The sequence below is a fragment of the Celeribacter baekdonensis genome (genome assembly GCF_003047105.1).
Taxonomy (GTDB): domain Bacteria; phylum Pseudomonadota; class Alphaproteobacteria; order Rhodobacterales; family Rhodobacteraceae; genus Celeribacter; species Celeribacter baekdonensis_B.
In genome coordinates this window covers 1,865,769-1,890,531 of the sequence record NZ_CP028475.1, presented here as the reverse complement: position 1 = coordinate 1,890,531, position 24,763 = coordinate 1,865,769, and the positions used below count along the sequence as shown (strand labels likewise).

Sequence of the window (24,763 nt, the reverse complement as noted above, 5' to 3'; positions counted from 1 at the left end):
CGTCGTTTAGAGTGCAATCAAACCGCAATAGGCATTTTGGCTCGTCAAAGACGTTACGTCGTAAACGCTGCGCTTGTGTCACAAGGTGCGCGCACAGCGACATAGGCATTCATGACAAGGAGGGGACGGTCAAACCACAGCAGCGGCGCAACACTCGCCGCGGCTTTTGATCCTTTTGGCTCTGCGGATATGCTTGGCCCTCAGGCGGGTTTGCCGCCCGCCAGAGTGGCTTCACGCAGTTTCTTGAGCTCATCAATCGCCTTATCAAGATCTTGGCGCTGTTCTGTGAGGGCTTGAAGTTGGCGATCGGCCAATTCGATAAAGGCCGCAGATTGCGCATCGGTGCCTTTTTCTTCGTAGATCGACAGCCATTGACGAATCTCTTCAAGAGAGAAGCCATAGCGCCGTCCCCGCAGGATCAGCTTCATTCGCGCCAGTTCGCGCGGGGTGTAAAACCGTGACCGGCCTTCCTTTTCGGGGGCCAGCAATTCGATATATTCGTAATATCGCAAGGTGCGCGGCGTCACATCGAACTGCGCGCACATTTCCTTAAACGTGAGACGTTGGTCAGACATGGCTTCACTCTCCTCACGTCGCATCTAAACCGATGAGTTTAGTTTCGCAACTTAATTCAGAACGTTTGGGAAACCATAGTAAACGACATAGCTGAGGATCAAGGCCGGGATTGAAGTATAGAGTGTCGCAAGCACGGCAGCGCGTGGTTCTAATGCGATGGCGGGAAACAAAGCGTCGCCATCATTGGAAATCGCATTGCCCAAAAGCGCCGCAAAGGGGATCAGCCCGTTGATATAGAGGGTGGTGACCAAAACCTGTGGGCCGCAACCGGGAATGAACCCAATCAACACGGCGATCAATGGCAGCACCGGCGCGATTGAGGAAAACAGCGCGGCAAGGTCCAGCCCCAAAAACTGCGATGCATATTCATAGGCCAAATAGGCGCCGATCACCCAAACAGAGATGAACGCGGTTTCTTCGGCCATGCGTGTCACCGGTGCGTCATCTGCATGGGTCATCGCCTGAACCGGTGAGAGCACCCAAATCAGCAATCCGATGCCTGTTCCAATCAGCGCAAACACCGTGACCGGGATGCCAAACAGGGTGGTGAGTTCGATTTGCGCCAATTGTGCGCCACCGACGATCAGAGCGGGCAGAAGCGGCACAAGGTAGGCGATGTCACGGGGGCGGATGCGGCCAATTTTGGGGGCCAACTCACAGGCGGAGCCTGCGCTGCGGGCCACCCCATTGGGATGGATCACATCCACAAACCAGCCAAACAAAATACCCGTGGCGAAAGACAAAGGCAGAACCACAAGCGCCGCGTCGGGGCGGGTGGCGATCAACAAAAACGCCGCATCGCCCATGGTCGCAGTGAGGGTTGCCACAACGGCACCAAAGCCAACATTGCCGCTGGAATAGGCCGCGATCACCACCACCGCGCCGCCACAGCCGGGGGTGGCACCCAGCAAAGAGGCCAGCGGCACTTGCATCCATCTCGCCCCTTTGAGCGTCTCGCCCATGTTGAACCGAAACACCCGTTCCGCGCCGTAAAACAACATGAGCGTGGCGGCGACAAATGCTGAGACTTGGGTGAAGGCATCGGTCATTTGCGCGCGGGTGAGCGCGCCAAGCGGGGCCGGGGCCAGCGCCAATGCAACAAAGGCGAGGGCGATGATGAGGCGTTTGAAGCGCAGCGGTCGCTGGAGCGCCAGTTTGCCCATGGGCACAGTGTCGGACACCGCAACGCGGGCGTCATTGGAGCGGGCAATGTCGGTCATACAGGAAACTTCCGTCGGGTTAGTTGCAAGTCATTCTTAATTGCAGAAAATAGACCTTGCAGCCCGTGTTGCAAGCCACATTATGCAAAGAGCCTGTTCAAAAGGCCGAATTTCGCCCGCTGCCTGCCAAAAACACCACTATGCACAGCCATTAAGCCGTCCCCAATGAGCCTTTCATGATCGAAGAACGTACAAAAATCGCCCGCCAATTCATTGAAGCCCTGCCGCATTGCCGGGCGCTTGGTATGGAACTTGATTCGATTGGTCAGGGGGAGGCAGAGATTTTCATGCCCTATTCCGAGGCGCTGATTGGCGACCCGGACACGGGTGTAATCCATGGTGGTGCTGTGTCGGCGCTGATGGACACCTGTGCTGGCGCGTCAGTGATGAGCCATCCTAAATCTGGGGCGGCCACCGCCACGATTGATCTGAGAATTGATTACATGCGGGCCGCCAAACCCGGCGCGACCATCACCGCCCATGCGATTTGTTACCATATGACACGTTCCGTCGCATTCGTGCGGGTGTCGGCCAATGATGGCACGTCCGACGTGCCGGTTGCCGCCGCCACAGGGGCTTTTACCGTGGAGCGCATGTGATGAGCCGACCCAAACCCGAACCTGTCCAAGTTGTCAAAGAGCGGCGCGATGCAGCGCTTTCCGCTTTGGTGGCGCGGGTGCCCTATATCACCTTCATGGGGTTTGAATTTGAGCGGCGCGGCGATGAGTTGACCGCGATAATGCCGTATCGTCCTGATTTGATTGGAAATCCCACCCTGCCTGCGCTGCATGGCGGGGCTTTGGCTGCGTTTTTGGAGGTCACGGCGATCATGGCGCTGGGCTGGTCGCTGATTTGGCCGCGGATGGAGGCGGGGGAGAGTGTTGAGACGATGCCCGCTTTGCCGAAGACCATTGACATAACTGTGGACTATCTGCGCTCCGGTCTGCCGCGCGATGCCTATGCCCGCGCCGAGATCACGCGCGCTGGGCGGCGGTATGCCTCCGTGCAGGTAGAAGCCTGGCAAGACAACCGGGCGCGCCCAACTGTGCAAGCGATGGGGCATTTTCTGATGCCCGAGCTTGCGGTCGCGTCTTAAAATGGCGGACGTCGGCGTCGAGTTGACCCACAGACGGGTGCTCAAAATCGCCATTCCCATCGTGCTCTCCAATGCCACCGTGCCGATCCTTGGCGCGGTCGACACCGGCGTGGTGGGGCAAATGGGGCTTGCCGCTCCGATCGGCGCCGTGGGCATTGGCGCGATCATTTTGGCGTCGATCTATTGGCTCTTCGGGTTTTTGCGCATGGGCACCACTGGGCTTGTGTCACAGGCGCGCGGGCCTCCGATACGGGCGAAGTGGCCGCCCTTTTGACCCGCGCTTTGATGATTGGTGTGGTTGGCGGCGTCGCGTTGATTGCGTTTCAAATCCCAATCCTTTGGGCCGCATTTCGTCTGTCTCCGGCCTCGCCCGAGGTCGAAAGCCTTGCACGCAGCTATATCTCCATTCGCATCTGGTCCGCGCCCTTCGCCATTGCGCTGTACGGCGTCACCGGCTGGTTGATCGCCCAAGAGCGTACCCGCGGCGTTTTGGTGCTGCAATTGTGGATGAACGGGCTCAACATCGGGTTGGATCTTTGGTTTGTGTTGGGGCTGGGTTGGGGTGTCCAAGGCGTCGCAGCGGCCACGGTTTTGGCCGAAATCAGCGGTGCGATGATGGGGCTTTGGCTCTGTCGCGATGCGTTTAACGTGCCAAGTTGGCGCGATTGGGCACGGGTGTTTGACCGGGCGCGACTGATCTATATGGCCAAGGTCAACACCGATATTTTGATCCGCTCGGTGCTTTTGCTCGCCATTATGGTCAGCTTTACCTTCCTTGGCGCCGGGTTTGGCGACCGGACCTTGGCGGCCAACCAAATCCTGATGCAGTTCATCGAAATCACCGCCTATGCCCTTGATGGTTTTGCCTTTGCAGCCGAGGCGATTGTCGGTCACGCGCTGGGGGCACGTTCGCGGGACGCGCTGCGGCGCGGGGCAATGCTTGCCTCGTTTTGGGGGCTGATTGCCTCTGGGCTTTTGGCGCTGGGTTTTGCCGTCTTTGGTGGCGCGATCATCGACACCATGACCACCGCGCTCGAGGTGCGCGTTGCGGCGCGGGCGTTTTTACCGTGGATGGTCTTGGCCCCGTTGTTGGGCTTGGCGGCGTGGATGTTGGACGGGATTTTCATCGGCGCAACCCGCACCCGCGACATGCGCAATATGATGATCCTGTCGCTTTTGGCCTATGTCATCGCTGCCACTGTCCTGATCCCGTTGTTTGGCAATCACGGGCTTTGGGCGGCGTTGATGGTCAGCTATATCGCACGGGGTGCGACGCTTTTGTGGAAATATCCGGGGCTTGAGGCACAGGCCACGCGCGCGGGGTAAAGGTGGATTAAAGCCAATCACCGCGCTTGGTGCCGACCGCCTCTGTCACCGTGTCAAACCCGTCTTGTTTGAGCAGATCGTCCAAACCGCGCGCGATGCGCGGGGCCAGAGAGAGGCCCTGATAGACCATCGCTGAATAGAGCTGAACCACCGAGGCCCCAGCGCGGATTTTGGTATAGGCGTCAAGCGCGGAGGCGATGCCGCCAACCCCGATCAGAGGCATGTCATCCCCCAAATCGCGGGACAATTGCGCCAGAACCCGCGTGGACTCTTCGAACAATGGACGACCAGAAAGACCGCCCATCTCACCTTTATGTGCAGATTTCAAACCTTCGCGCGATAAAGTGGTGTTGGTGGCGATCACCGCGTCGATGCCGGATTTGCGCGCCACCTCGGCCAGTTCGGCCAGCTCGGAGGCCGCCAAATCCGGGGCGATTTTCAAGAACACCGGAACCTCGTGATCCAAACCTGTGCGGGCCTCCAACACGCCACGCAACAGCGCCTCAAGCGCTTCCGGCCCCTGCAAATCGCGCAGGCGTTCGGTGTTGGGCGAGGAGACATTCACCGTGGCGAAATCAATCGCATTGCCGCAATGAGCCAATACTTTGGCGAAATCACCGGCGCGGTCTGCGCTGTCTTTGTTGGCACCGAGGTTCAGGCCAACGGGGATTTTGGCGCGGTGGGTCGAGTTACGGCAGCGCGCCAAACGATCCCCGATCGCCTCCATCCCATCATTGTTAAAGCCAAAGCGATTGATCACCGCATGATCTTCGCTCAGGCGGAACAGCCGGGGTTTCGGGTTGCCCGGCTGGGGGCGCGGGGTGGCCGCACCCAATTCGATAAAGCCAAAGCCCGCGCGCGCCAGTTGCGGGATGGCTTCGGCGTTTTTGTCAAACCCGGCGGCAAGGCCCACGGGATTGGGCATCTCAAGTCCGGCAATTTTGGTTTTCAACCGTGCCGATGTGATTGGACCGGGCAGGGGGGCCAAGCCTGCGCGCAGGGCGGAGAGGGCAAAGTGATGGGATTTCTCCGGATCGAGGCTGCGCAATAGCGCCATGCCGACCTGTTCAAAGAAAGACATTCATAGATCCTCTGGAAAGAGATGCCCATCGGGGCCAAGCGGCAAGGATTTGACCCAAAGGATGTCATCCATGCGCAGGGCGCGATAGAGATGCGGGAACAAGGCACCACCACGCGATGGTTCCCATTTGATATGCGGGGCCATTTTGTCGCTGTCACAGGCGAGAATATGCAGACCGTCTTCGCCCGCAAACCATTTGGATACGGTCTCTTTGACCTGATCCTTGGTGGAGAAATGGACATAGCCATCGGCCAGGTCAACAGGCGCACCAAGGGTCTCGCCACCGGCTTGCATGGCCGCCCATTCGGGGGCCCGGAAGATTTTGTAAATATGCATGTCCCTCAGATGCCAGTGCTGTCGTCTTTGGTCAATGGGGCTTTGTGTCCCTAACGTGGTGTCGGTGGCTCAGAGCCAGCGACCGCAATGTCTATGGATGCGTGGGATGATGAAAAACACCATGGACAGAACGATGATCGGCACCATGACGAGGTTGCGTTGCCAAATCTGCCAGTCGGATGTGACAGGAGCGAGGGCATAGATCAGGATCGTGACCAAGGGGTAGACGCCAAGAAAGACAAACAGGCTGAACCGCAGGCGGCTGGGTTTGCGGGAGGCTGTGGGGCTGGTGGCAGCAGAGGACATATGATACTCCAAACAGAACGATACGTTTCGTTCTTATATATGAACGATGCGTTCCGATATGTAAAGGAGGCCGACTGTGCCAAACGTCACAGGTGAGTGTGCAAAGCCGCAGAGGCGGTCCATTGGCGCGCGCCGCAACCCGGCAACCGAGGCGGCGATTCTGGATGCGGCTTGTGATCTGTTGCGCGAAAAGGGCGTGCATGGCCTGACGATGGAGGCGGTGGCGCGGCGTGCGCGTGCGGGCAAAGCAACGCTTTACAAATGGTGGCCCAACCGGGGGGCACTTTTGGTGGCGGTCTATGAGCGCTCTAAGGGCGCGCATCAGCACAGGGACATGGGCAATCTGGTTGACACCATTGCGGAGTTTTATCGCTATGTGTTCACCTTCTGGCAAACCCCGAAGGGCAGGTGTTTCCTTTGATCATTGCCGAGGCGCAGTCGGATCAGGATGTGGCGGAGGCTTTAGAGCGCTATCGTTTAGAGCGGTTGGCGGCGTTGATCGACGTGGTCGGATGGGCGCAGACATGCGGCGAACTGCACGAGAGTGTCGCACCGGAGGCCCTCGCGGATACCATCATGGCTGCGGCTTGGCTGAGGTTGCTCACAGGGCGGCTTGCGACGGACCCGCATCGGTTGGCGCGTGATGTGCTGTCTGGTTGGATTGTCGAAAAACAATGACCTGCCTGTCATTCGTGCGTTACAAAACCGTTACGTGCGAAATGTAGCTGATAGAGAGGTTAGAGCTTTGACTCTTCGGTCAACTCTCGTCAGGGTTTATGGTATCAATTCAACAGGGGTGCAGAAATGCTCAAAAAAATCCTTCTGACTTCGGCGGCTATGATGGTTTCCGCTGGTGCGGCCTATGCCGATTATTCGCTCACCATTCTCCACACCAATGATTTCCACGCACGCTTTGAACCGATTTCGAAATACGATGCGGGGTGCTCAAGCGAGGACAACACCGAAGGCAAGTGTTTCGGTGGCTCGGCGCGTCTTGTGACGGCTGTGGAAGAGGCGCGTAAACGCTCGAACAACTCCATCCTCGTCGATGGCGGCGATCAGTTCCAAGGCACGCTGTTCTACACCTATTACAAAGGCAAACTTGCCGCCGAGATGATGAACAAGCTCGGCTATGACGCGATGACAGTGGGCAACCACGAATTCGACGACGGTCCCGAAGTGCTGCGCGGCTTTATGGATGCGGTGACCTTCCCGGTCCTGATGTCGAACGCTGATTTCTCCGGCGAGCCTTTGCTGGCCGATAAGCTGCTTAAATCCACGATCATCGAACGTGGCGGTGAAAAGATCGGTCTGATCGGCCTGACGCCTCATGATACGGACGAACTGGCCTCTCCCGGCCCGAACGTGATCTTCACCGATCCCTCCGATGCGGTTCAGGGCGAAGTCGACAAACTCACCGCCGAGGGCGTGAACAAAATCATCGTTCTGTCCCACTCCGGCTATAACGTCGACAAAACCGTCGCCGCCAACACCACTGGCGTTGACGTGATCGTGGGCGGTCACACCAACACGCTGTTGGGCGACATGGACGGGGCCGAAGGGCCGTACCCGACCATGGTGGGCAACACCGCCATTTTGTCGGCCTATGCTTACGGTAAGTTCTTGGGCGAATTGAACGTGACCTTTGACGACGCCGGTGAGATCACCGAAGCCGTTGGCGCGCCGATCATCATGGACGCTGCCGTGTCCGAAGACGAAGTCACCGTGGCACGTATAGCCGAAGCGGCTGTTCCGCTTGAGGAAATCCGCAACAAGGTCGTGGCCGAAACCACCGCAGCGATTGATGGCGACAAAAACAACTGTCGCACGATGGAATGCGAGATGGGGACACTTTTGGCGGACGCCATGTTGGCGCGTGTGAAAGACCAAGGCATAGAAATCGCGTTGCAAAACGGCGGTGGCGTGCGGTCTTCCATTGATGCGGGGCCGGTGACGATGGGCGAGGTTCTAACCGTTCTGCCGTTCCAAAACACCCTCTCCACCTTCTATGTGCCCGGCTCGACCGTCGTCGAAGCGCTTGAAAATGGCGTGAGCCAGTTGACAGACGTGGCGGGTCGTTTTCTGCAAGTTGCGGGCCTGACCTATGCCTATGATGGTTCTGCCGAGGTTGGCGCGCGCGTGTCTGACGTCATGGTGGGCGGTGCGCCGATTGATCTTGATAAGGTCTACGGCGTTGTGTCCAACAACTATGTCCGCAACGGCGGCGATGGGTTCAAAATGTTCATTTCGGCAGAGAATGCCTATGATTTCGGTCCCGATGTGGCCGATGTTGTGGCCGAATATCTGATCCAGAATGGCCCCTACACGCCCTACACAGATGGTCGCATCACCGTCAAATAAGGCGGCGTTTCTTCCTCTTTAGATGCTGGAAAAGTTGGAAAGCCCTCGCTACCGTTGCGGGGGCTTTTCTTATGACAGAGACCTTTAGGACATGAGCTTGGAGAAAGAAATGCACGGACGCTGCACCTGTGGAGAGATTGAATATGCGCTGGGCGACAGCTTCATGTGCGTCCATTCTTGTCATTGCACATGGTGTCAGCGCGAAACCGGGTCGGCCTTTGCCCTCAACGGTCTGATTGAAAGGGCCAAATTGACCGTGATCAAAGGCACGCCAGAGGAGGTTGAGACCGCGTCCAACTCTGGCAAAGGCCAGACCATCGTCCGCTGCCCCTCCTGCCATGTCGCGCTGTGGTCACATTACTCCGGGGCGGGGCGTGCGCTGGCCTTTGTGCGGGTCGGGACGCTGGATCAGGCCCGCGAGATCACTCCAGACGTGTTCATTTTTACCTCCACCGCCGTGCCGTGGATGCGCTTTCCTGATGGCGCCAAGGTTTATCCCAACTACTATTCGACCAAAGAGGTCTGGACGCCGGAGGCCATCGCCCGGCGCAATGTGGCCTTGGGGCGGATGTAATGGATCATCCGCTTCTCGATCTGATCAACGCCAAAATAGCCGAGGCCGAAGCGCGGGGCGAGTTCGACAACCTGCCCGGTGCGGGCAAGCCTTTGCCTGACTGCGATGATCCGGAAAACGCGCTTTTGAACCGGTTGATTCAGGAAAACGGCGGCGTGCCGGAGTTTGTGTTGTTGGGGCGGGAGTTGGAAAAACTGCGCGCCGAGTTGCGCGAGACTTCGGACCGGACCAGGCGCACCGAAATCATGAAAGACATGTCGATGATGGATGCCAAAATTGACATCGCCCGCAAAGCGCATCGGTAGAGAGTTTTCGCGAAAGATCGAAAATCCATTTTTGTTGGGGGTTTGTTAAGGCGTTTCGGAGTTCATGGGTCCGTATCTTTAATCGCGGGAATCCTCATGTTTCGGTCTGGCCTTTGCTCTTTGTTGCTGTTCATTGGAACGCTGTTGCCACTGTGCGCGCATGCTCAGGCAAGCTATGTCGATTTGGGACTTTCTGCCCTCCATTCCGATGGCGGAACATCGGGTTTTGAATGGACCGAATATGAGGCTTCCGCTGCGGTCGAATGGGCGCAGGACGCGGCGTTCTTTGGCGGCTCCTTTCGCTATGTGCGGTCCGAATTTCCAGGGATCGCCACCTTTAACCTACAGTCTCAAGCGTTCTGGGTCGGGTATAGTTTGACCGAGGCCCTGCGGTTGGTGGCGGAATATGATCACACGGATCGCGACTATGCCGGTCTCTATCTTGACCATAAGGCCGACCGATTGGGGGCCGTTTTGGGCCTTCGCCATGCGTTTGCGGATCATGGCGATGATCTCCTGTCTCTTGAGGCGCGTTACCGCCCGTTGGACGCATTGGCGCTTTATGGCCATCTGGATCACAGTCTCGATGCCGGGGTCTCGACTGCGCGAATTTGGGGCGAGTATGAGGCGGGCGCTCTCTATCTTCTCGGTGGGGTCAAAGAGGCCAGTGACGCCGCACCGACAATAGGATTTGGCGGCGGTGCGCTTTTGGGGGGCAAATGGGCCGCTTACGCTGGGGCAGAGCTCAGCGAGCCGTTTGATTTTTATAGCCTCTCCATGCTTTACAATTTGAATGATCACTCGACTCTCCATGTGCGCGCGATGCAATCGGACAACCATGACAGCTCCAATTCGCAAATGACCTATTCCATCGCCTATCGGTTTGAGACCGGGACGCGGGCAGGAACGCGGGGCGCATTGCAAACCCGACGCCTTTGGATGAATGACCGATTGGGCTTTAGTTTCTAGGCGCAAAGAGGCTTTCCGTTCCTCTGGGTCGCGCGTATATCCATCTCATGTGTGGACGCTTCGCCAATACCCTTCCCTCTGATGCGATGGCGCAGTTGTTTGATGCTGCCCCTGCGAACACCTTGCCTCACGTGCCCAATTACAATGTCTGTCCGACGACGGACATCCATGTGATCTATCGCACCGATGACCACCGTCGCCTTGTGCCAATGCGTTGGGGTTTTGTTCCTAAATGGTACAAAGCGCCCAATGACGGCCCCTTGTTGATCAACGCCCGCGCCGAAACCCTTGCGGACAAGCCCGTCTTTCGCGAGGCCTGCCGTGTGCGCCGTTGCCTCATTCCTGCGGATGGGTTTTATGAATGGCATCGCCCCGAAGCGGGTGACAAACAGCCGTGGTTCATACAGCCCGCAGGTGAGGGGCCGATGGTCTTTGCCGGGATTTGGCAGGACTGGCAACAGGATGGCCAGCGCCTGTCGACCTGCGCCATGGTCACCACCGAGGCTCAGGGTCGTATGGCAGAGATTCATCATCGCATTCCAGTGATGGTGCGTCCTGAACACTGGGCAAAATGGCTTGGCGAAGAGGGCCATGGGGCGGCGACGTTGATGTGTGCGGCCCCCGACGAAGCGCTGCGCTTTCACCGGGTCAGCCGCGCGATAAATTCCAATCGGGCCTTAGGGCCTGAGCTTATTGAGGAGCTTGATGAATGACGGATCACGACCCGCTGTTGGAACCTTTATCACCTGCCATGGCCCATCTTGGGGTCGAGATGACCGCGTGGAGCACAGATTTTGCCCGGTTCGAGGCCGATATCGCACCGTTTATGGCAAACCGCTCTGGCATTCCACATGGCGGGATTTATGCCGCGATGTTGGACACAGCTATGGGCTATTCCGGCGCTTATAAGGGGGATGCGCAGGACTTGCGGATGACGTTGACGCTCTCACTGACGGTCAATTATCTGTCTCGGCCCAAAGGCGCGCGCCTCATTGCCGAAGGCCGGCGGGTTGGCGGCGGAGCCAAAACGTTTTTCACCGAAGGGCGGCTCTTGGATGAGACGGGGGAATGGATCGCCACGGGGGTTGGCACTTTTAAGGTGCGATCCTAAGACGCAGTTTCATTCAAAAGATTGAATTTGTTTTCGAGAGATGTTAGCTCGGTGTCAAAGATCTCATACATCATTGGAGTTGTCCCTATGTCCATCGACCGCGCTATGTTTCGTTTCGCCGGAATTATGGTCCTGATCAGCGTATTGCTGACCCAGTTCGTCCATCCCGGCTTTGTTTGGTTCACCGTCTTTATTGGCGCGAATCTGCTGCAATCATCCTTCACCGGCTGGTGCCCTGCGGCAAAAATCTTTGCCAAAATGGGTCTTCCGGTTGGGTGCGCTTTCGAAAAATAAGACGCAGCAAACGCAGAACAGACGGGGTCCTTCGGGGCCCCGTTTTCGTTTTTGGACGCAAAACATGGACGCCAAAGCATCTGCACTTTGCGTTCGGGCCGGATAAAAGGGGGAGAAATTGGAGCGGGCGGCGGGAATCGAACCCGCGTCATTAGCTTGGAAGGCTAAGGTCTTACCACTACACAACGCCCGCGCAGTGCGCCCTTAGGTATGACATGACTGCGGGAGGGTCAAGCCGGAATGCGCGTGGCGGATTTGCCCCGTTTCATGTTCAATTCGGCCTCTGTGCCCCACGAAGGCTTTCCCTCGCCCATATGACTGTGCATCTTTGCGGTAAAGATAAGCAACGCCACGCATGATCGACCGGCTTCGGCCTCTTTTATGCGACAGAGCGGTTGGATGAGGTGAGATGGTATGAGCGATGCTCCAGTGATGGGCGCGGCGAAAGCCGATTTGGTTTTGGCCGTGGATTTGGACGGAACGCTGTTAAAATCCGACATGCTCTATGAGAGCTTTTGGAGTGCCGCGACCAAAGATTGGCGCACGGCGCTTGCGGCGGTAAAGGCATTGTCAGGCGGCAAGGCGGCGCTCAAACGTGCGCTGGCGGATGCCTCGGATGTGGTGGTCGAAACGCTGCCCTACAATGACGACGTGATCGACTATATCCGCAACTGGCGCGCGGCGGGCGGCAAAACCGCGCTTGTGACCGCTTCAGATCAAGGGCTGGCCAACCGGATCGCTGCGCATCTTGATCTGTTTGACGAGGTGCATGGGTCGGACGGAATCAACAATCTCAAAGGTGACAATAAGGCCGCGTTTTTGACCGATCGCTATGGCGCAAAATCTTATGCTTACATGGGCGATCATGAGGCGGATCTGTTGGTCTGGGCTGGGGCAGGGCGCGCGATTACGGTCAATGCGCCGGCGGATTTGCGCGCAAAAGCAGCCGGGCTTGGTGTCGAGGTCGAGCATTTGGGCACGGCTGAGACGGATTACAAACCCTATCTCAAAGCGCTGCGCCCACATCAGTGGCTCAAAAACATCTTGGTGTTTTTACCGATGCTCCTGGGGCACCAGTTGAATTTCGCCGCGTTTTTCACCAGCTTTCTGGCTTTTTGCGCCTTCTCTCTGGTTGCCTCCTCGGTCTATGTGCTCAACGATCTTTTGGATTTGGCCGCTGATCGGGCGCACCCGCGCAAATGCAAACGGCCCTTTGCCTCGGGCACATTGCCCATTGCTCATGGAACTGGATTGGCGGGTGGATTGTTTGCAGCGGGCTTTGTTTTATCGCTTTTGATCAGCCCATTATTTCTCTTTGTCATGCTCTGTTATTACGCCATGACCACGGGATATTCGCTTTATTTCAAACGCCGCATGGTGATTGATATCTGCGTTTTGGCCGGGCTTTACACGATGCGGATCATCGCCGGAGGTGTGGCCTCCTCGGTGCCTTTGTCGGTCTGGCTCTTGGCCTTTTCGGTGTTTTTGTTCTTTTCCCTCGCGGCCGTCAAACGCCAAGCCGAGCTGGTGGATACAGCCAAAGCGGGGAAACTCTCGACCTCTGGGCGTGGCTATCATGTCGATGATTTGAGCATTATTTCGCAAATGGCGCTGGCCTCGGGCTATGTCTCGGTGCTGGTTTTGGCGCTCTATATGAACTCACCACAAGTCAGCCTGTTGTATTCAAACCCGTCGGTGCTTTGGGGATTTGCCTTGTTTTACTGTTCTGGGTGAGCTGGATCGTGATGACGACCCATCGCGGCGAAATGCATGACGATCCGATTGTCTTTGCTGTCAAAGACCGGATTTCACGCATCTGCGGCTTGTTGGCGGTGGGCTTTGCCATTGGTGGGGCGCTGAGTTGATTCTGTTGGTGTCGATCACATTTTTCCTCGGCTCTTGACCTCGATCAATTTTCCGAGTGAAAAGGTCAACTAATAGGGGTGGTATATCCGCCTCCTCGTTGAGCCACTGGAAAGCTGACCGCATGACACATGTCCGCCCTCTCTGCGCCGCCCTCGTTTCTCTGACATGTTTGGCGACGACACCCGCCGCGTCCGAGACACTGGAGAGCTTGGGAGAATCTCTGTTTTTCGATGTGAACCTGTCGCAAAATCGAAGCGAGTCCTGCGCCTCTTGTCATGACCCCGAACATGGCTTTGCCGATCCGCGCGGTGTGGCTTCGCCGGGTGATGACGGTGTGTCGATCGGAGATCGCAACGCGCCCACCGCCGCCTATGCCCATTTTGCGCCGGTGTTTTTCGAGAAGGCCGAAGGCGTTTGGGCCGGTGGGCAATTTTTGGATGGCCGGGCTGCGACGTTGGAGGACCAAGCGGGTGGACCGCCGTTGAACCCAATTGAAATGGGCATGGCCGACGCAGGCGCCGTTGTGGCACGGCTGGCTGAGAACCCGGCCTATGTCACGGCGTTCAAAACTCTGTTTGGGGATGAGATTTTCTCTGATTCAGACGAAGCCTATGCCGCAATGACCAAAGCCATTGCCGCCTTTGAGCGCACCGATTTGTTTTCGCCCTTTGACAGCAAATATGACCGATACATCCGCGGTGAGGCGGAGCTGACGCGCGAAGAGCTTTTGGGGGAAACCCTGTTTTTCTCGCAGCAATTCACCAATTGCAACGTCTGCCATCAGCTTAAACCGCAGCCGGGCACCGAGGGCGAGACCTTTACCAATTACGAATATCACAACATCGGCGTGCCCGAAAATCTTGATCTGCGTGCGCTCAATGGTGTGGCACCGGGCACGTTGGACCGGGGCTTGGCCTCCAACCCAGAAGTGGGCGACGCGCCGCAGACTGTGGGTCGCTACAAAGTGCCAACCCTGCGCAATGTTGCGGTGACCGGACCCTATATGCACAACGGCGTGTTTGCTGACCTGCGCACGGTCGTCCTGTTTTATAACACCTACAACACCAAATCTGAGGCGCGCAAAATCAACCCGGAAACGGGTGATCCATTCCGTGCGCCGGAGGTGTCAGAGACTTTGTCGATGGAGGAGTTGACCACAGGCCCGGCCTTGGAAGATCGCGAGATCGACGCATTGGTGGCGTTCATGAAAACCCTCACCGACAAGCGCTATGAGCCGTTGTTACAGGCCGCCAACTGAGCGCCGAAACAAAAACGCCCCCGCAAATTGCGAGGGCGTTTCCTTTTTTAAACCGACATGGATCAGACGATTTTGATCCCGGCGTCTTTGGCGTCTTTGACAAACTGCTCAAGGCCCTTGTCGGTCAAAACATGGCTGGCCATGGCTTTGATCACATTCGCGGGGGCGGTGATCACGTCGGCACCGATTTTTGCGCAATCGGAAATATGGTTCACGGTGCGGATCGAGGCGGCCAGGATTTCGGTCTCAAAACCGTAGTTGTCGTAGATCGTGCGGATGTCTTCGATCAGCTCAAGCCCGTCGATGTTGATGTCATCGAGACGCCCGATGAAGGGCGAAATATAGGTCGCGCCGGCTTTGGCGGCGAGCAAGGCTTGGTTGGCGGAGAAACACAGGGTCACGTTGATTTTATGGCCCTCGCCGGACAGTAATTTACAGGCTTTCAACCCGTCCAGCGTCAGCGGCAGTTTGATCACGACATTGTCGGCAATCGTCGCCAGTTTGCGGCCTTCGGCGACCATGCTGTCGAAATCAAGCGCCACAACTTCAGCCGAGACAGGCCCATCGACCATGTCGCAAATCTCTTTGGTCACTTCCAAAATGTCACGACCGGATTTCTTGATCAGTGACGGGTTGGTGGTGACACCGTCCACAAAGCCAAGGTCGTTGAGTTCGCGGATTGCATCCACATCAGCGGTATCGACAAAGAATTTCATGGGGCGGCTCCTCTTCATGCGCCTGAATTTACGGGGGAGTCATAGTGCATGTTAGCGCTCTAAGAAAGGGGGTCTGGTGAGGATCGGTCAAAAGCCGTATCACTCTCTCATGGATGAGGCAGAGCATTATTCTGACGGCGCGTTGGTCGCGGTGTTGACGACCGAACCGATTGATCGGCTCCTTGATTACAAGGCGCCTGAGGGCGGCGTGGCGCGCGGTGCTTTTGTCGAAGTCCCACTTGGACCGCGCAAAGTGTTGGGCTGTGTCTGGGGGCCGGGGGCCGGTGGGTTTGACCTGAAAAAGGCCCGCTCCGTGTCGCATGTCTTGGATGTCGCACCGATGCGCGAGGAGATGCGGCAGTTTTTGGAAAAGACCGCCGCCTATACGCTGACCCCGATGACCGCGATGCTGCGGCTTGCGACACGCGCACCGGGGCTGATGAACCCGCCGTCGATGCGCAAGATTTACCTGCGTGGGACAGGCCGTCCGCCGCGCGAAACCGAGGCCCGCACGCGGGTGATCGACACATTAGAAGAGTACGGCGGGCTGTCTTTTACGCTCAAAGAACTGGCCGAAACGGCGGGGGTGACGCCCTCGGTGATCAAAGGCATGGTGCCCTCGGGGGCTGTATGCGAAGAAGATTGCCCGCGTGATCTGCCCTATCCGCGACTGGATGCGAGCGCCCCGGGCAAAGAGTTGACCGATGCCCAAATCGGGGCCGCCATGGCGCTGCGCACTGCGGTCTCCGCCGAGGCCTATTCCACCACGCTTTTGAAGGGCGTCACCGGATCGGGCAAGACCGAGGTCTATTTGGAGGCCGTCGCCGCCTGTCTCGCCAAAGGGCGTCAGGCCTTGGTGCTCCTGCCCGAAATTGCCCTGACGGCAGAATTTCTCACCCGGTTCGAGGACCGTTTTGGCGCGCGCCCCGCCGAATGGCATTCGGGCGTGACTATGACCGAACGCCGCCGAGTGTGGAAAATGGTTGGTATCGGCGGGGCACAAGTGGTGATCGGCGCGCGCTCGGCGCTGTTTTTGCCGTTCCAAAATCTTGGTCTGATCGTGGTCGATGAGGAACATGACGGATCGTATAAACAAGAGGACGGCGTGCTTTACAATGCCCGCGACATGGCGGTGCTGCGCGCCTCGCTGTGTTCGGCTGCCGTGGTTTTGGCCTCGGCCACGCCCTCGCTTGAAACCTGGGCCAATGTTGAGGCGGGCAAATACCACCGCCTTGATCTGGAAAGCCGATTTGGCCCGGCGGTGATGCCAGATATGCATGCTTTGGACATGCGGGTCGAGAAATTGCCATCGACCCAGTTCATTTCTGAGGCTCTGGCGCGCTCGGTGCGCAAACGGATGGAATTGGGTGAACAAAGCCTGTTGTTCCTCAACCGGCGCGGCTTTGCCCCGGTGACGATTTGTCGGGCTTGTGGGCACCAAATCGCCTGCGATCACTGCGATGCGCGGATGGTTGAACATCGGTTCTTGGGCCGCCTGATGTGCCATCAATGCGGCGAAACCAAACCGATGCCCACGGCCTGTCCGTCCTGCAAGGTCGAGGGGCGATTGGCCCCCGTCGGTCCCGGTGTCGAACGGTTGGCCGAAGAGGTGGCAGAGCGGTTTCCAAATGCCAAATGCGCGGTGCTGTCCTCGGATCTTTTCGCGTCGGCCCGCGCGCTCAAAGATCAAATCCGCCAGATCGCACAGGGCGACACCGACATCATCATCGGCACGCAATTGGTGGCCAAAGGCCACAATTTCCCGAACCTCACGCTTGTCGGCGTGATTGATGCCGATCTTGGTCTGCAAGGATCGGACCTGCGCGCCGCTGAGCATACGTTTCAATTGATGCGTCAGGTGGCGGGCCGGGCGGGGCGGGCGGCGAAAAAAGGCGTGGCTTTGTTGCAGACCTATCAGCCAGAACATCCGGTGATCCGAGCGATCATCGCCGGGGATGAAGAGGGGTTTTGGCGCGCGGAGGCCGCCGAGCGCAAAATGGCCGGGGTGCCGCCCTATGGGCGGATGGCGGGGATCATCCTGTCAGGCCCAGATGTGGCGCAGGTGATGGATGTGGCCAATCATCTTGCGCGTCTGGCGGGGCCATTGCAGCGCGTTGGCGCGCAACTCTATGGTCCCGCGCCCGCACCGATTGCGCGGGTGCGCGGCAAACATCGGGTGCGGTTGTTGATCAAAGCAGAGAAAGCCGCGCCATTGCAGGCGGCGATCAGCGCCTGGGTCGGGCAGGTGAAATGGCCCAATTCTGTGCGTCTTCAGATCGACATTGATCCGCAGTCGTTTTGGTAAAAGGAAGGGGCTTTGCCCCTCTTGCGCCTGCGGCACAATTCACCCCAGGATATTTTAGGACAAAAGAATACGCGAGCTAGCAGGCCAGCGCAGGATTCGCTTGGCGATCAAAGACGAGTGTCGTGGCAATCGCACCGATCCACATGCTCAACAGAGCGAGCCAAGCTGTGGCGGCAAAGACCGATCCGCCAGTGACGCCGTTACCGATGGCGCAGCCCCCCGCGAGCATGGCGCCGAACCCCATCAGCACCGCGCCGATCATCGACTTGCGCATGACGGGCACGGAATCAAAGCTTTGCCAACGGAATTCCCCCGAGATCAGCGCGGCCAAAAACGCCCCGAGCACGACGCCGGGAACAAGCCCGACGTCAAATTCCAACACTGCGTTTCGGTCTAAGAAAAACATCAATGTGTTGGCGGAAGGGCCGGAGAAGGTGGCCGAGGTGACCGGCACCGGGTCAAAGGCGATTTGTGCCAAGGACCATGTAAGGACCCAACCGACCGCGACCGAAAAGCCAACGCCTGAGGCGAAAATCCATGTCTTTGGCCCGATCTGATGGCGGGCAGCGAGGTAGAGTGCGAGGGCCGCGAAGGCCAAGCCAAGCACCAGCCCTGTGCCTGAAGGCAAGTGTAGCGCATTCAAAAGGTTGACGTTTTCGCCTCCCGGCGTGATCGACAGGCTGGCCAATGTGTCGCGGTAGGGGGCGAGGATGCCGTGGAGGCTCATTTGGGCGGTGACGGCAAAGATCAGACCGGAGACCACCGAGCGCAGATTTCCGGTGGCGGCCAGAACCAAAAGGCGGCCCGAACAGCCGCGCGACAACACCATGCCCGCGCCAAACATCAACCCGCCAATGATGGCCCCGGACCATGATCCGGGCACGGCCATAATGCGTGCATCAGAGGCGCGAAACAGGCCCAGCATCTGCGCGCCCTGTACCCAGACGATGGCGGTCGAGAGGGTCAAAAGCCAAACCGCCACTTTCGGCCCAAGCTTGCCGTCGATGCCTTTGCCATGGGCGAACTCGACCGTGGCGGCACGCAGGCAAAACTGCGATCTCTGCGCCGAGACGCCAAAAATGAGACCGGTGACCAGACCAAACAACGCCGCAGTTGGGCTTTCGCCGATCCGTTCGACAAGGGCTAAAATGTCCATGCTGTAGATGTCCTCCCGCGCGCGAAATTTGACTGAGTTTAGGGGCAGGGCAGGGGCGTGCCTTGATCTAAGTCACATGGTTTCGCATGTTTGAATGCATCCTGAGGCTCTTTGGGCGTCTGTGCCAAGGGTTTTGTGCAGCGCGTAGGGGGGTGTGCAAGAATTCTGGCTATCCAAAATCCACATCGCGCCGTAAGGAAATGGGATGAAAAAAATGCCGATCCCCCTGTCTGAAACCGGGTCCCTGCCGCTGTGGCGCAGGCCTGAATCGTTGTTGTTCCTCATGGCCTTTGCAATGCCTGTGGCCTTTGCCACATGGAATGCGCTGCTCAACAACTTTGTCATTGAGGCCGCCGGGTTCACCGGGGTGGAAATCGGTTGGTTGCATTCGGTGCGCGAGATCCCCGGATTTTTGGCCATCGGTGTGATTGCCTTGATCATGTTCATCCGCGAACAGGTGTTGGGGATTGCGGCGCTTTTGCTTTTGGGCGCGGCCACGGCTGTAACCGCGTTTTTCCCCTCATTGGGTGGGATTTTGACCATCACCATGTTGTCATCCATCGGCTTTCACTATTTCGAAACGGTGAACCAATCGCTGCAATTGCAATGGTTGACGAAAGAGCGGGCCCCGATTGTGATCGGGCGGCTTGTGGCGGCGGGATCTGCGGCCTCCTTGGTGGCTTATGGGCTGTTGGTGGTGACGTGGAAGACGTTCGATCTGTCCTATGGCTTTGTCTACATGGTGTCGGGCGGGTTTACGGCGGTGGTGGCGGTGTTCGCGTTCCTTGCCTATCCGCAGTTCCAATCGCCGCATCCGCAAACCAAAAGTTTCGTGCTCAAACGTCGCTATGGCCTCTATTACGCGCTGCAATTCATGGCGGGGGCGCGGCGGCAGATTTTTGTCGTCTTCGCCGCCTTCATGATGGTCGAGAAATTCGGCTTTGAAGTGCATCAGGTGACGGCCCTGTTTTTGATCAATTTCGTCGCCAATATGGTCGTCGCCCCCTTCATGGGCCAAATCGTTGCCCGCAAAGGCGAGCGCTTTGTGTTGATGTTTGAATATATCGGCCTGACGGTGGTGTTTTTGGCCTATGGTGGCATCTATTGGCTGGGCTGGGGCGTGGTGATTGCGGCGACGCTTTATGTCATTGATCACATGTTGTTTGGTTTGGCCTTTGCGCTCAAAACCTATTTCCAAAAGATCGCAGACCCGCAAGACATCGCCCCCACGGCCGCCGTGGCCTTTACCATCAACCACATCGCAGCGGTGTTTTTGCCTGCGCTGCTGGGGTATCTTTGGGTGGTGTCGCCTGACGGGGTGTTCATCTTGGCGGCTGCGATGGCGATGGTGTCTTTGGGCTTGGCCTCACTCATCCCGCGCCATCCCGAAAAGGGCAATGAATGGCGGTTTTTGCCTTTGGTGCGCGCCACAACACCGGCCGAGTGATCTGGCCGAGTGATCGGCCAAATAATCGGGCAGAGTGATCCCACCTCTGGTTTGATCCGCAGTCTGACCTATATTCTGGTATGAAACGGTGACAATGGAGATTTGCGATGTTCGGTGCTTTGACCAAGAAACGATCCATGCCCACGCCAGATGAGGCACTGTCTGGACGGACCACGCCGATCCCGACGGCGGATGAGCATTTTGTCTTTCACCGGCCTTTGATTGAACCTCTCGCCGAGGGGCAGGAAGAGGCGGTGTTTGGCATGGGCTGTTTTTGGGGCGTTGAGCGCATCTTTTGGCAAGTGCCGGGGGTGATCAACACCGCAGTAGGATATGCTGCGGGCTATACGCCCAACCCGACCTATGAAGAGGTGTGTTCCGGCAAAACCGGCCACAATGAGGTGGTGCGCGTGGTCTATGATCCTGCCAAGATCAGCTATGAGGCTTTGTTGTCGGTGTTTTGGGAGGGTCACGATCCGACCCAAGGCATGCGCCAGGGCAATGACCAAGGCACACAATATCGGTCCGGCATTTATTACACCACGCCCGCGCAACATCACGCCGCGGAGGCCAGTCTTGCGGGCTATAACGTCTTGCTTCAGGACAAGGGCTTTGGCGCCATCACCACGGAAGTGCTGCCCGCAGGGGCGTTTTATTATGCCGAAGCCTATCATCAACAATATCTGGCCAAAAATCCTCAAGGCTATTGCGGGATCGGAGGCACGGGCGTGAGCTGTCCGATTGGCGTTGGGGTGGCGACCGGTCTTTCATAATCTGTGACAGCCAAGGACAAAGCGTGACCCGATCAGGTGTCCAAATCCGCATTGAGAAGCGGGGTATAGAGGATATCCAACGGCGGTGCGTTGGTCAGATCTATGGCTATCCCCAACAGAGACAGGCCGATCCCCGCGATGAACAGATACAAACATATTTTCATCTGTTGCTTTTTGCGGTGCCGGCTAAAGCCCAGTCTTGTGGACACTGTCCAGACGATGGCGATCAAAAGGCCCATCACGGCAAGGGCATAGATCACACTCCCCCAGATCAATGTTTTGGCGAACAGTCTGGACAGGGCTGACGGGTCAGAGCGAAACGAGACGCCGAAGCCGACGCAAATCTGCCAGCCTAGAAAGCCGATCAAAAAGGCGAGCGTGAAATAGGGGATGGCGATATAGCGCCGGGAATATGGAGTATGGGAATACATGGCATTGGCCTGACTGAGATGAGAGGGTGTAGCAACATGTGACTTGGGGTAAATGCGAGCGGGTCACTGAGAAACAGGAGTGAAAACAGGGAGTGAAAACAGGAAACAAGCGCTCAACTGTAAGGGTCGGCGCATCATCGGGATCAGTCAACTTAGGGTAGCAAAATTGATGCTGTAAATCTCGAATGGTTTGAGTTTTGCCATGGATGTAGTCGCGAAAAGAATGTGTGCATAAAGCTTTGGCAGGCGCGAAACAGGTTTTGCACGCAGATATCCCCCGCCACCCCCTTGAGTCGTCTGTGACTTGGACCTAAAGCGGTCTGAACGTCGGGCCGGGGGCACACTGTCGCGTCCCTTGCCTCGGGCGCATATGTTTCGAAAACAATCAACACCGGCTGTCCCAAACGCTTTACATTGGCATGTTGCCAATGGGACAAAGCCACTGGGCCAAAGCCAACCGGAGAGCCGCCATGACCACCTACACCGCCTTCACCAAAACCGATGCCAAAGCCAAAGCCGATGCTTTGGGTGAAGCGCTTGAGACCATCATGCCAGAGCCGACCGGTGTTGGTGTGTTTGAAATGGAAGATGGCTCAGGTCTTTGGGAGGTTGCAGCCTATTTCACCGACGAACCCAATGACATCGAACTGGCGCTTTTGGCCAAAATGCATGGCGCGCGTGATTTTATCATTTCCGACGTGCCGGACACAGATTGGGTCGCGAAAGTGCGCCGGGATCTGTCCCCGGTCGAGGCGGGGCGGTTTTTTGTCTATGGCGGTCATGATGCCGATAAGTTGCCCGAGGGCAAGATCGGCCTTTTGATTGAGGCGGCGATGGCTTTTGGCACCGGGCATCATGGCACCACTTTGGGATGTCTTCGGGCGCTTGATACATTGCTGGACGCGGGTAAGCGTTTTGAAAACGTCGCAGACATCGGCTGCGGCACCGCTGTTTTGGGCATGGCTGCGGCGAAAGTGTCGGACAAGGTGGTTTTGGCTTCGGACATCGACGAAGTGGCCGTTGATGTGGCGCAAAGCAATGTCGATGCCAATGATCTTACGGGGCGTGTGCTCTGTGTCGAGGCGGCGGGCTTTAACCATAAAGATTTGGCTGAGGCCGCGCCGTTTGATTTGGTCTTTGCCAACATCCTCAAAGGCCCGCTTGTGGCTCTCGCGCCCGACATGGCCGCCCATGTTCAGCCGGGTGGCTATGTGATTCTCTCAGGGATTCTCAACCCGCAGGCGGAGGACGTGATTTCGGTTTATACACGCTCTGGATTTAATCTTGTGGATCGCACTGAGATTGTTGACTGGACAACGCTCACTATGGCGCGGGTTTCCTAAAAATAGCGGGAAAAGCCCCGGTTTTGCCTGCTTTGGGCCAGTTTGCCCCAATTCTGCCACATTTCGCCGCAATCTTGTCATTGTCGGTGGGGGCCGATGTATGAGGAGGCTGCCATGGCTTACGCCGGTTCGCAGCAATTAGAGAAAAGAGTGACCCGGATTGAGGCGCGTCGTCGTGCGCTCAGCCACGGTGTCGTGTACTCCGTTAACCAAGATGGCCTGATCATCGCACGCCCGCGTCGCCGCGGCATGCGCCGCCCATTGCACCTTGCTTTTTTCGCCCTTGCGGGGGTGATTGCTTTTAAGGCGGTGCTTTATGCGACGCTGGGCTCCGCCACTTACACAAACCGCGTGAGCGAACTCGCGTCTGGCACTGTGATTGAACAGGCTGGGGCTTGGGTTATGGCCGCAGATCCGATCACGGTCTGGATCGCGCTTCAGGGCAAAATGTTGCTAAGCTAAGACAAGATATTCCGGGGCCTGACGTGCGGCTGTTTCCCCAATGCGCCGCCTTCTGTCTCATCCACGTCAAAACCCGCACCTCCCTCCGGTGCGGGTTTTCACATGTTTGATCTCATGCTTTGATCGCGCACAGGGCGACAGTGTCATCTCCCCGAAGAACAGACCAATCCGTCCCCAAAGACAGCTTTGTCTTGGCAAATGTTCTTGTTTCGTGCTAACTCCCTTTTAACTAAAAACAAACGAGCAGGATGAGACCATGCGAGTGATGGGCATCGACCCGGGGCTGCGCAATATGGGCTGGGGCATCATTGATGTTCAAGGCTCGCGCATCAGCCATGTGGCCAATGGCATTTGCCATTCCTTGGCCTCCGACGACCTCGCGATCCGGCTTTTGTCGCTGTTTGACCAGCTTTCAGACGTGGTTGCCACCTACGCGCCTGATTGTGCCGCCGTCGAACAGACCTTTGTCAACAAAGACGCTGTTGCCACGCTCAAACTCGGCCAGGCTCGTGCCGTGGCGCTTTTGGCCCCGGCGCGCGCGGGCCTGCCGATCGGAGAATATGCTCCGAATGCGGTGAAAAAGGCCGTTGTCGGCGTCGGCCATGCCGCCAAGCAACAGGTGGAGCATATGATCAAACTGCAATTGCCCGGCGCAAAACTCGCGGGCGCGGATGCGGTGGATGCGCTGGCCATTGCGATTTGTCATTCTTTCCATGCACATTCAAATTCCCGCCTCGCGGATGCGGTCAAAAGGGCCTCAGCATGATTGGTAAATTAACAGGCGTCATCGACTATATCGGCACGGATCACGTGATGATCGACGTGCGCGGTGTCGGCTATATTGTCCACATCAACGAACGCACCCGGATGAGCCTGCCGGGGCAGGGCGCGCCGGTGTCGCTCTATACCGACATGTTGGTGCGCGAAGATTTGATGCAATTGTTCGGCTTTTCCTCCCTGTTGGAAAAGGAATGGTATCGGCTGTTGATCTCGGTTCAAGGCATCGGATCAAAGGCGGCGATGGCGGTGCTCGGGACATTGGGGCCGGAGGCCACGGGTCGCGCGATTGCCTTGGGCGATTGGAACGCGGTCAAGGCCGCGCCGGGCGTCGGGCCAAAGATCGCGCAGCGCGTCGTCAATGAATTGAAAGACAAAGCCCCCGCCGTGATGGCGATGGGGGGCACATTGGCCAAAACCTTGGCCGAGGCGCCGGGTATGGACGAGGTGATCGAGGCCGACGCGCCCGCACCGAAATCCCGCCCCTCCAAAGCCCCTGTGGCCAAACCCAATGCCTCATCTGAGGCCGAGGCGATGTCAGCGCTGCAAAATCTTGGCTATTCGCCGTCGGACGCGGTTCAGGCCGTGGCGCAATCCGCCCAAGATGCGCCGGAGGCCGACACCTCGGCCTTGATCCGTGCGGCGCTCAAACTGCTTGCGCCGAAAGGGTAAAA

Annotated in this window: 28 protein-coding genes, 1 tRNA gene and 1 pseudogene; 21 read left to right on the top strand and 9 right to left on the bottom strand. The window is 57.6% G+C overall.

Annotated features, from left to right (window positions below; genetic code table 11):
• Positions 1 to 200 precede the first annotated feature (200 nt).
• Positions 201 to 575: a MerR family transcriptional regulator gene (locus DA792_RS12840; protein WP_107720279.1), complete on the bottom strand. Its 375-nt coding sequence runs from the start codon at positions 573 to 575 to the stop codon at positions 201 to 203.
• Between the two features lie 51 nt (positions 576 to 626).
• Positions 627 to 1,796 (bottom strand): putative manganese transporter, encoded by a 1,170-nt coding sequence (locus tag DA792_RS12835; RefSeq protein WP_107720278.1) that lies wholly within the window; start codon positions 1,794 to 1,796, stop codon positions 627 to 629.
• 176 nt (positions 1,797 to 1,972) lie between these two features.
• On the opposite strand from DA792_RS12835, the gene DA792_RS12830 reads away from it, so the two are divergent.
• The 3 genes and pseudogenes from DA792_RS12830 (at position 1,973) to DA792_RS12820 (ending at position 4,218) form a co-directional block, all read left to right on the top strand.
• Positions 1,973 to 2,395 carry a PaaI family thioesterase gene (locus tag DA792_RS12830; RefSeq protein ID WP_439099363.1) on the top strand — a complete coding sequence of 141 codons (423 nt, stop codon included), beginning with the start codon at positions 1,973 to 1,975 and terminating at the stop codon, positions 2,393 to 2,395.
• Positions 2,395 to 2,892, top strand: a complete 498-nt coding sequence (locus tag DA792_RS12825) for a PaaI family thioesterase (RefSeq protein ID WP_107720277.1) — start codon at positions 2,395 to 2,397, stop codon at positions 2,890 to 2,892. The genes DA792_RS12830 and DA792_RS12825 overlap by 1 nt, the downstream gene beginning before the upstream one ends.
• Before the next feature lies 1 nt (position 2,893).
• Positions 2,894 to 4,218 (top strand): annotated as a pseudogene (locus tag DA792_RS12820) (MATE family efflux transporter).
• 7 nt (positions 4,219 to 4,225) lie between these two features.
• Here the strand turns inward: DA792_RS12820 and DA792_RS12815 are convergent.
• The 3 genes from DA792_RS12815 to DA792_RS12805 all read right to left on the bottom strand — a co-directional run bounded on the left by DA792_RS12815 (position 4,226) and on the right by DA792_RS12805 (position 5,941).
• Positions 4,226 to 5,299 carry a quinone-dependent dihydroorotate dehydrogenase gene (locus DA792_RS12815; RefSeq protein WP_107720276.1) on the bottom strand — a complete coding sequence of 358 codons (1,074 nt, stop codon included), beginning with the start codon at positions 5,297 to 5,299 and terminating at the stop codon, positions 4,226 to 4,228.
• The gene (locus DA792_RS12810; RefSeq protein WP_107720275.1) at positions 5,300 to 5,635 is read right to left on the bottom strand and encodes a DUF952 domain-containing protein; all 336 of its coding nucleotides are present in this window, start codon (positions 5,633 to 5,635) and stop codon (positions 5,300 to 5,302) included.
• Between the two features lie 69 nt (positions 5,636 to 5,704).
• Positions 5,705 to 5,941 (bottom strand): hypothetical protein, encoded by a 237-nt coding sequence (locus tag DA792_RS12805; protein WP_107720274.1) that lies wholly within the window; start codon positions 5,939 to 5,941, stop codon positions 5,705 to 5,707.
• 76 nt (positions 5,942 to 6,017) lie between these two features.
• Here DA792_RS12805 and DA792_RS22830 point away from each other — a divergent pair, with 76 nt between their 5' ends.
• The 9 genes from DA792_RS22830 (at position 6,018) to DA792_RS12765 (ending at position 11,555) form a co-directional block, all read left to right on the top strand.
• Positions 6,018 to 6,362 carry a TetR/AcrR family transcriptional regulator gene (locus tag DA792_RS22830; protein WP_254679245.1) on the top strand — a complete coding sequence of 115 codons (345 nt, stop codon included), beginning with the start codon at positions 6,018 to 6,020 and terminating at the stop codon, positions 6,360 to 6,362.
• Positions 6,359 to 6,619, top strand: coding sequence for a TetR/AcrR family transcriptional regulator C-terminal ligand-binding domain-containing protein (locus DA792_RS22825; RefSeq protein WP_254679244.1), 261 nt, complete (start codon positions 6,359 to 6,361; stop codon positions 6,617 to 6,619). The genes DA792_RS22830 and DA792_RS22825 overlap by 4 nt, the downstream gene beginning before the upstream one ends.
• A gap of 126 nt (positions 6,620 to 6,745) precedes the next feature.
• Entirely contained in the window at positions 6,746 to 8,302 is a 1,557-nt protein-coding gene (locus tag DA792_RS12795; protein ID WP_107720273.1) for a bifunctional metallophosphatase/5'-nucleotidase, read from the top strand.
• A gap of 91 nt (positions 8,303 to 8,393) precedes the next feature.
• Entirely contained in the window at positions 8,394 to 8,876 is a 483-nt protein-coding gene (locus tag DA792_RS12790) for a GFA family protein (RefSeq protein ID WP_107720272.1), read from the top strand.
• On the top strand, positions 8,876 to 9,181 hold the full coding sequence (locus tag DA792_RS12785; RefSeq protein ID WP_107720271.1) for a DUF1992 domain-containing protein: 306 nt from the start codon (positions 8,876 to 8,878) through the stop codon (positions 9,179 to 9,181). The genes DA792_RS12790 and DA792_RS12785 overlap by 1 nt, the downstream gene beginning before the upstream one ends.
• Positions 9,182 to 9,277: 96 nt before the next feature.
• Positions 9,278 to 10,150: a hypothetical protein gene (locus DA792_RS12780; protein WP_107720270.1), complete on the top strand. Its 873-nt coding sequence runs from the start codon at positions 9,278 to 9,280 to the stop codon at positions 10,148 to 10,150.
• 47 nt (positions 10,151 to 10,197) lie between these two features.
• Positions 10,198 to 10,863, top strand: coding sequence for an SOS response-associated peptidase (locus DA792_RS12775; RefSeq protein WP_107720269.1), 666 nt, complete (start codon positions 10,198 to 10,200; stop codon positions 10,861 to 10,863).
• On the top strand, positions 10,860 to 11,261 hold the full coding sequence (locus DA792_RS12770; protein ID WP_107720268.1) for a PaaI family thioesterase: 402 nt from the start codon (positions 10,860 to 10,862) through the stop codon (positions 11,259 to 11,261). The genes DA792_RS12775 and DA792_RS12770 overlap by 4 nt, the downstream gene beginning before the upstream one ends.
• An 87-nt stretch (positions 11,262 to 11,348) precedes the next feature.
• The gene (locus tag DA792_RS12765; protein ID WP_009573105.1) at positions 11,349 to 11,555 is read left to right on the top strand and encodes a YgaP family membrane protein; all 207 of its coding nucleotides are present in this window, start codon (positions 11,349 to 11,351) and stop codon (positions 11,553 to 11,555) included.
• 119 nt (positions 11,556 to 11,674) lie between these two features.
• Here DA792_RS12765 and DA792_RS12760 read toward each other — a convergent pair.
• Positions 11,675 to 11,748: transfer RNA gene (locus DA792_RS12760), tRNA-Gly, on the bottom strand.
• 221 nt (positions 11,749 to 11,969) lie between these two features.
• Between DA792_RS12760 and DA792_RS12755 the strand changes: the two genes are divergently transcribed.
• Both DA792_RS12755 and DA792_RS12750 read left to right on the top strand, forming a co-directional pair.
• Positions 11,970 to 13,289 carry a UbiA family prenyltransferase gene (locus DA792_RS12755; RefSeq protein ID WP_254679242.1) on the top strand — a complete coding sequence of 440 codons (1,320 nt, stop codon included), beginning with the start codon at positions 11,970 to 11,972 and terminating at the stop codon, positions 13,287 to 13,289.
• A gap of 253 nt (positions 13,290 to 13,542) precedes the next feature.
• A complete protein-coding gene (locus DA792_RS12750) occupies positions 13,543 to 14,679 on the top strand; it encodes a cytochrome-c peroxidase (protein ID WP_107720267.1) in 1,137 nt (378 codons plus the stop codon).
• 62 nt (positions 14,680 to 14,741) lie between these two features.
• Here the strand turns inward: DA792_RS12750 and fsa are convergent, their stop codons facing one another.
• Complete coding sequence (fsa, locus tag DA792_RS12745) at positions 14,742 to 15,395, bottom strand: fructose-6-phosphate aldolase (RefSeq protein WP_107720266.1); 654 nt, start codon at positions 15,393 to 15,395, stop codon at positions 14,742 to 14,744.
• A 109-nt stretch (positions 15,396 to 15,504) separates the two neighbouring features.
• Between fsa and DA792_RS12740 the strand changes: the two genes are divergently transcribed.
• A complete protein-coding gene (locus DA792_RS12740; protein WP_107720265.1) occupies positions 15,505 to 17,700 on the top strand; it encodes a primosomal protein N' in 2,196 nt (731 codons plus the stop codon).
• A 76-nt stretch (positions 17,701 to 17,776) separates the two neighbouring features.
• Here DA792_RS12740 and DA792_RS12735 read toward each other — a convergent pair whose 3' ends face one another.
• Positions 17,777 to 18,856 (bottom strand): YeeE/YedE family protein, encoded by a 1,080-nt coding sequence (locus DA792_RS12735; RefSeq protein WP_107720264.1) that lies wholly within the window; start codon positions 18,854 to 18,856, stop codon positions 17,777 to 17,779.
• Positions 18,857 to 19,061: 205 nt separating this feature from the next.
• Between DA792_RS12735 and DA792_RS12730 the strand changes: the two genes are divergently transcribed.
• Both DA792_RS12730 and msrA read left to right on the top strand, forming a co-directional pair.
• On the top strand, positions 19,062 to 20,303 hold the full coding sequence (locus DA792_RS12730; RefSeq protein WP_107720263.1) for an MFS transporter: 1,242 nt from the start codon (positions 19,062 to 19,064) through the stop codon (positions 20,301 to 20,303).
• Between the two features lie 107 nt (positions 20,304 to 20,410).
• The gene (msrA, locus tag DA792_RS12725; protein ID WP_107720262.1) at positions 20,411 to 21,076 is read left to right on the top strand and encodes a peptide-methionine (S)-S-oxide reductase MsrA; all 666 of its coding nucleotides are present in this window, start codon (positions 20,411 to 20,413) and stop codon (positions 21,074 to 21,076) included.
• Positions 21,077 to 21,108: 32 nt separating this feature from the next.
• Here msrA and DA792_RS12720 read toward each other — a convergent pair whose 3' ends face one another.
• On the bottom strand, positions 21,109 to 21,507 hold the full coding sequence (locus tag DA792_RS12720) for a hypothetical protein (RefSeq protein ID WP_107720261.1): 399 nt from the start codon (positions 21,505 to 21,507) through the stop codon (positions 21,109 to 21,111).
• Positions 21,508 to 21,977: 470 nt separating this feature from the next.
• On the opposite strand from DA792_RS12720, the gene DA792_RS12715 reads away from it, so the two are divergent.
• From DA792_RS12715 to ruvA, 4 genes are all read left to right on the top strand, one after another.
• Positions 21,978 to 22,850: a 50S ribosomal protein L11 methyltransferase gene (locus DA792_RS12715; protein WP_107720260.1), complete on the top strand. Its 873-nt coding sequence runs from the start codon at positions 21,978 to 21,980 to the stop codon at positions 22,848 to 22,850.
• Between the two features lie 114 nt (positions 22,851 to 22,964).
• On the top strand, positions 22,965 to 23,312 hold the full coding sequence (locus DA792_RS12710) for a hypothetical protein (RefSeq protein WP_107720259.1): 348 nt from the start codon (positions 22,965 to 22,967) through the stop codon (positions 23,310 to 23,312).
• A gap of 256 nt (positions 23,313 to 23,568) precedes the next feature.
• A complete protein-coding gene (gene ruvC / locus DA792_RS12705; RefSeq protein WP_107720258.1) occupies positions 23,569 to 24,078 on the top strand; it encodes a crossover junction endodeoxyribonuclease RuvC in 510 nt (169 codons plus the stop codon).
• Positions 24,075 to 24,761, top strand: a complete 687-nt coding sequence (ruvA, locus tag DA792_RS12700; RefSeq protein ID WP_107720257.1) for a Holliday junction branch migration protein RuvA — start codon at positions 24,075 to 24,077, stop codon at positions 24,759 to 24,761. The genes ruvC and ruvA overlap by 4 nt, the downstream gene beginning before the upstream one ends.
• Positions 24,762 to 24,763: the final 2 nt, after the last annotated feature.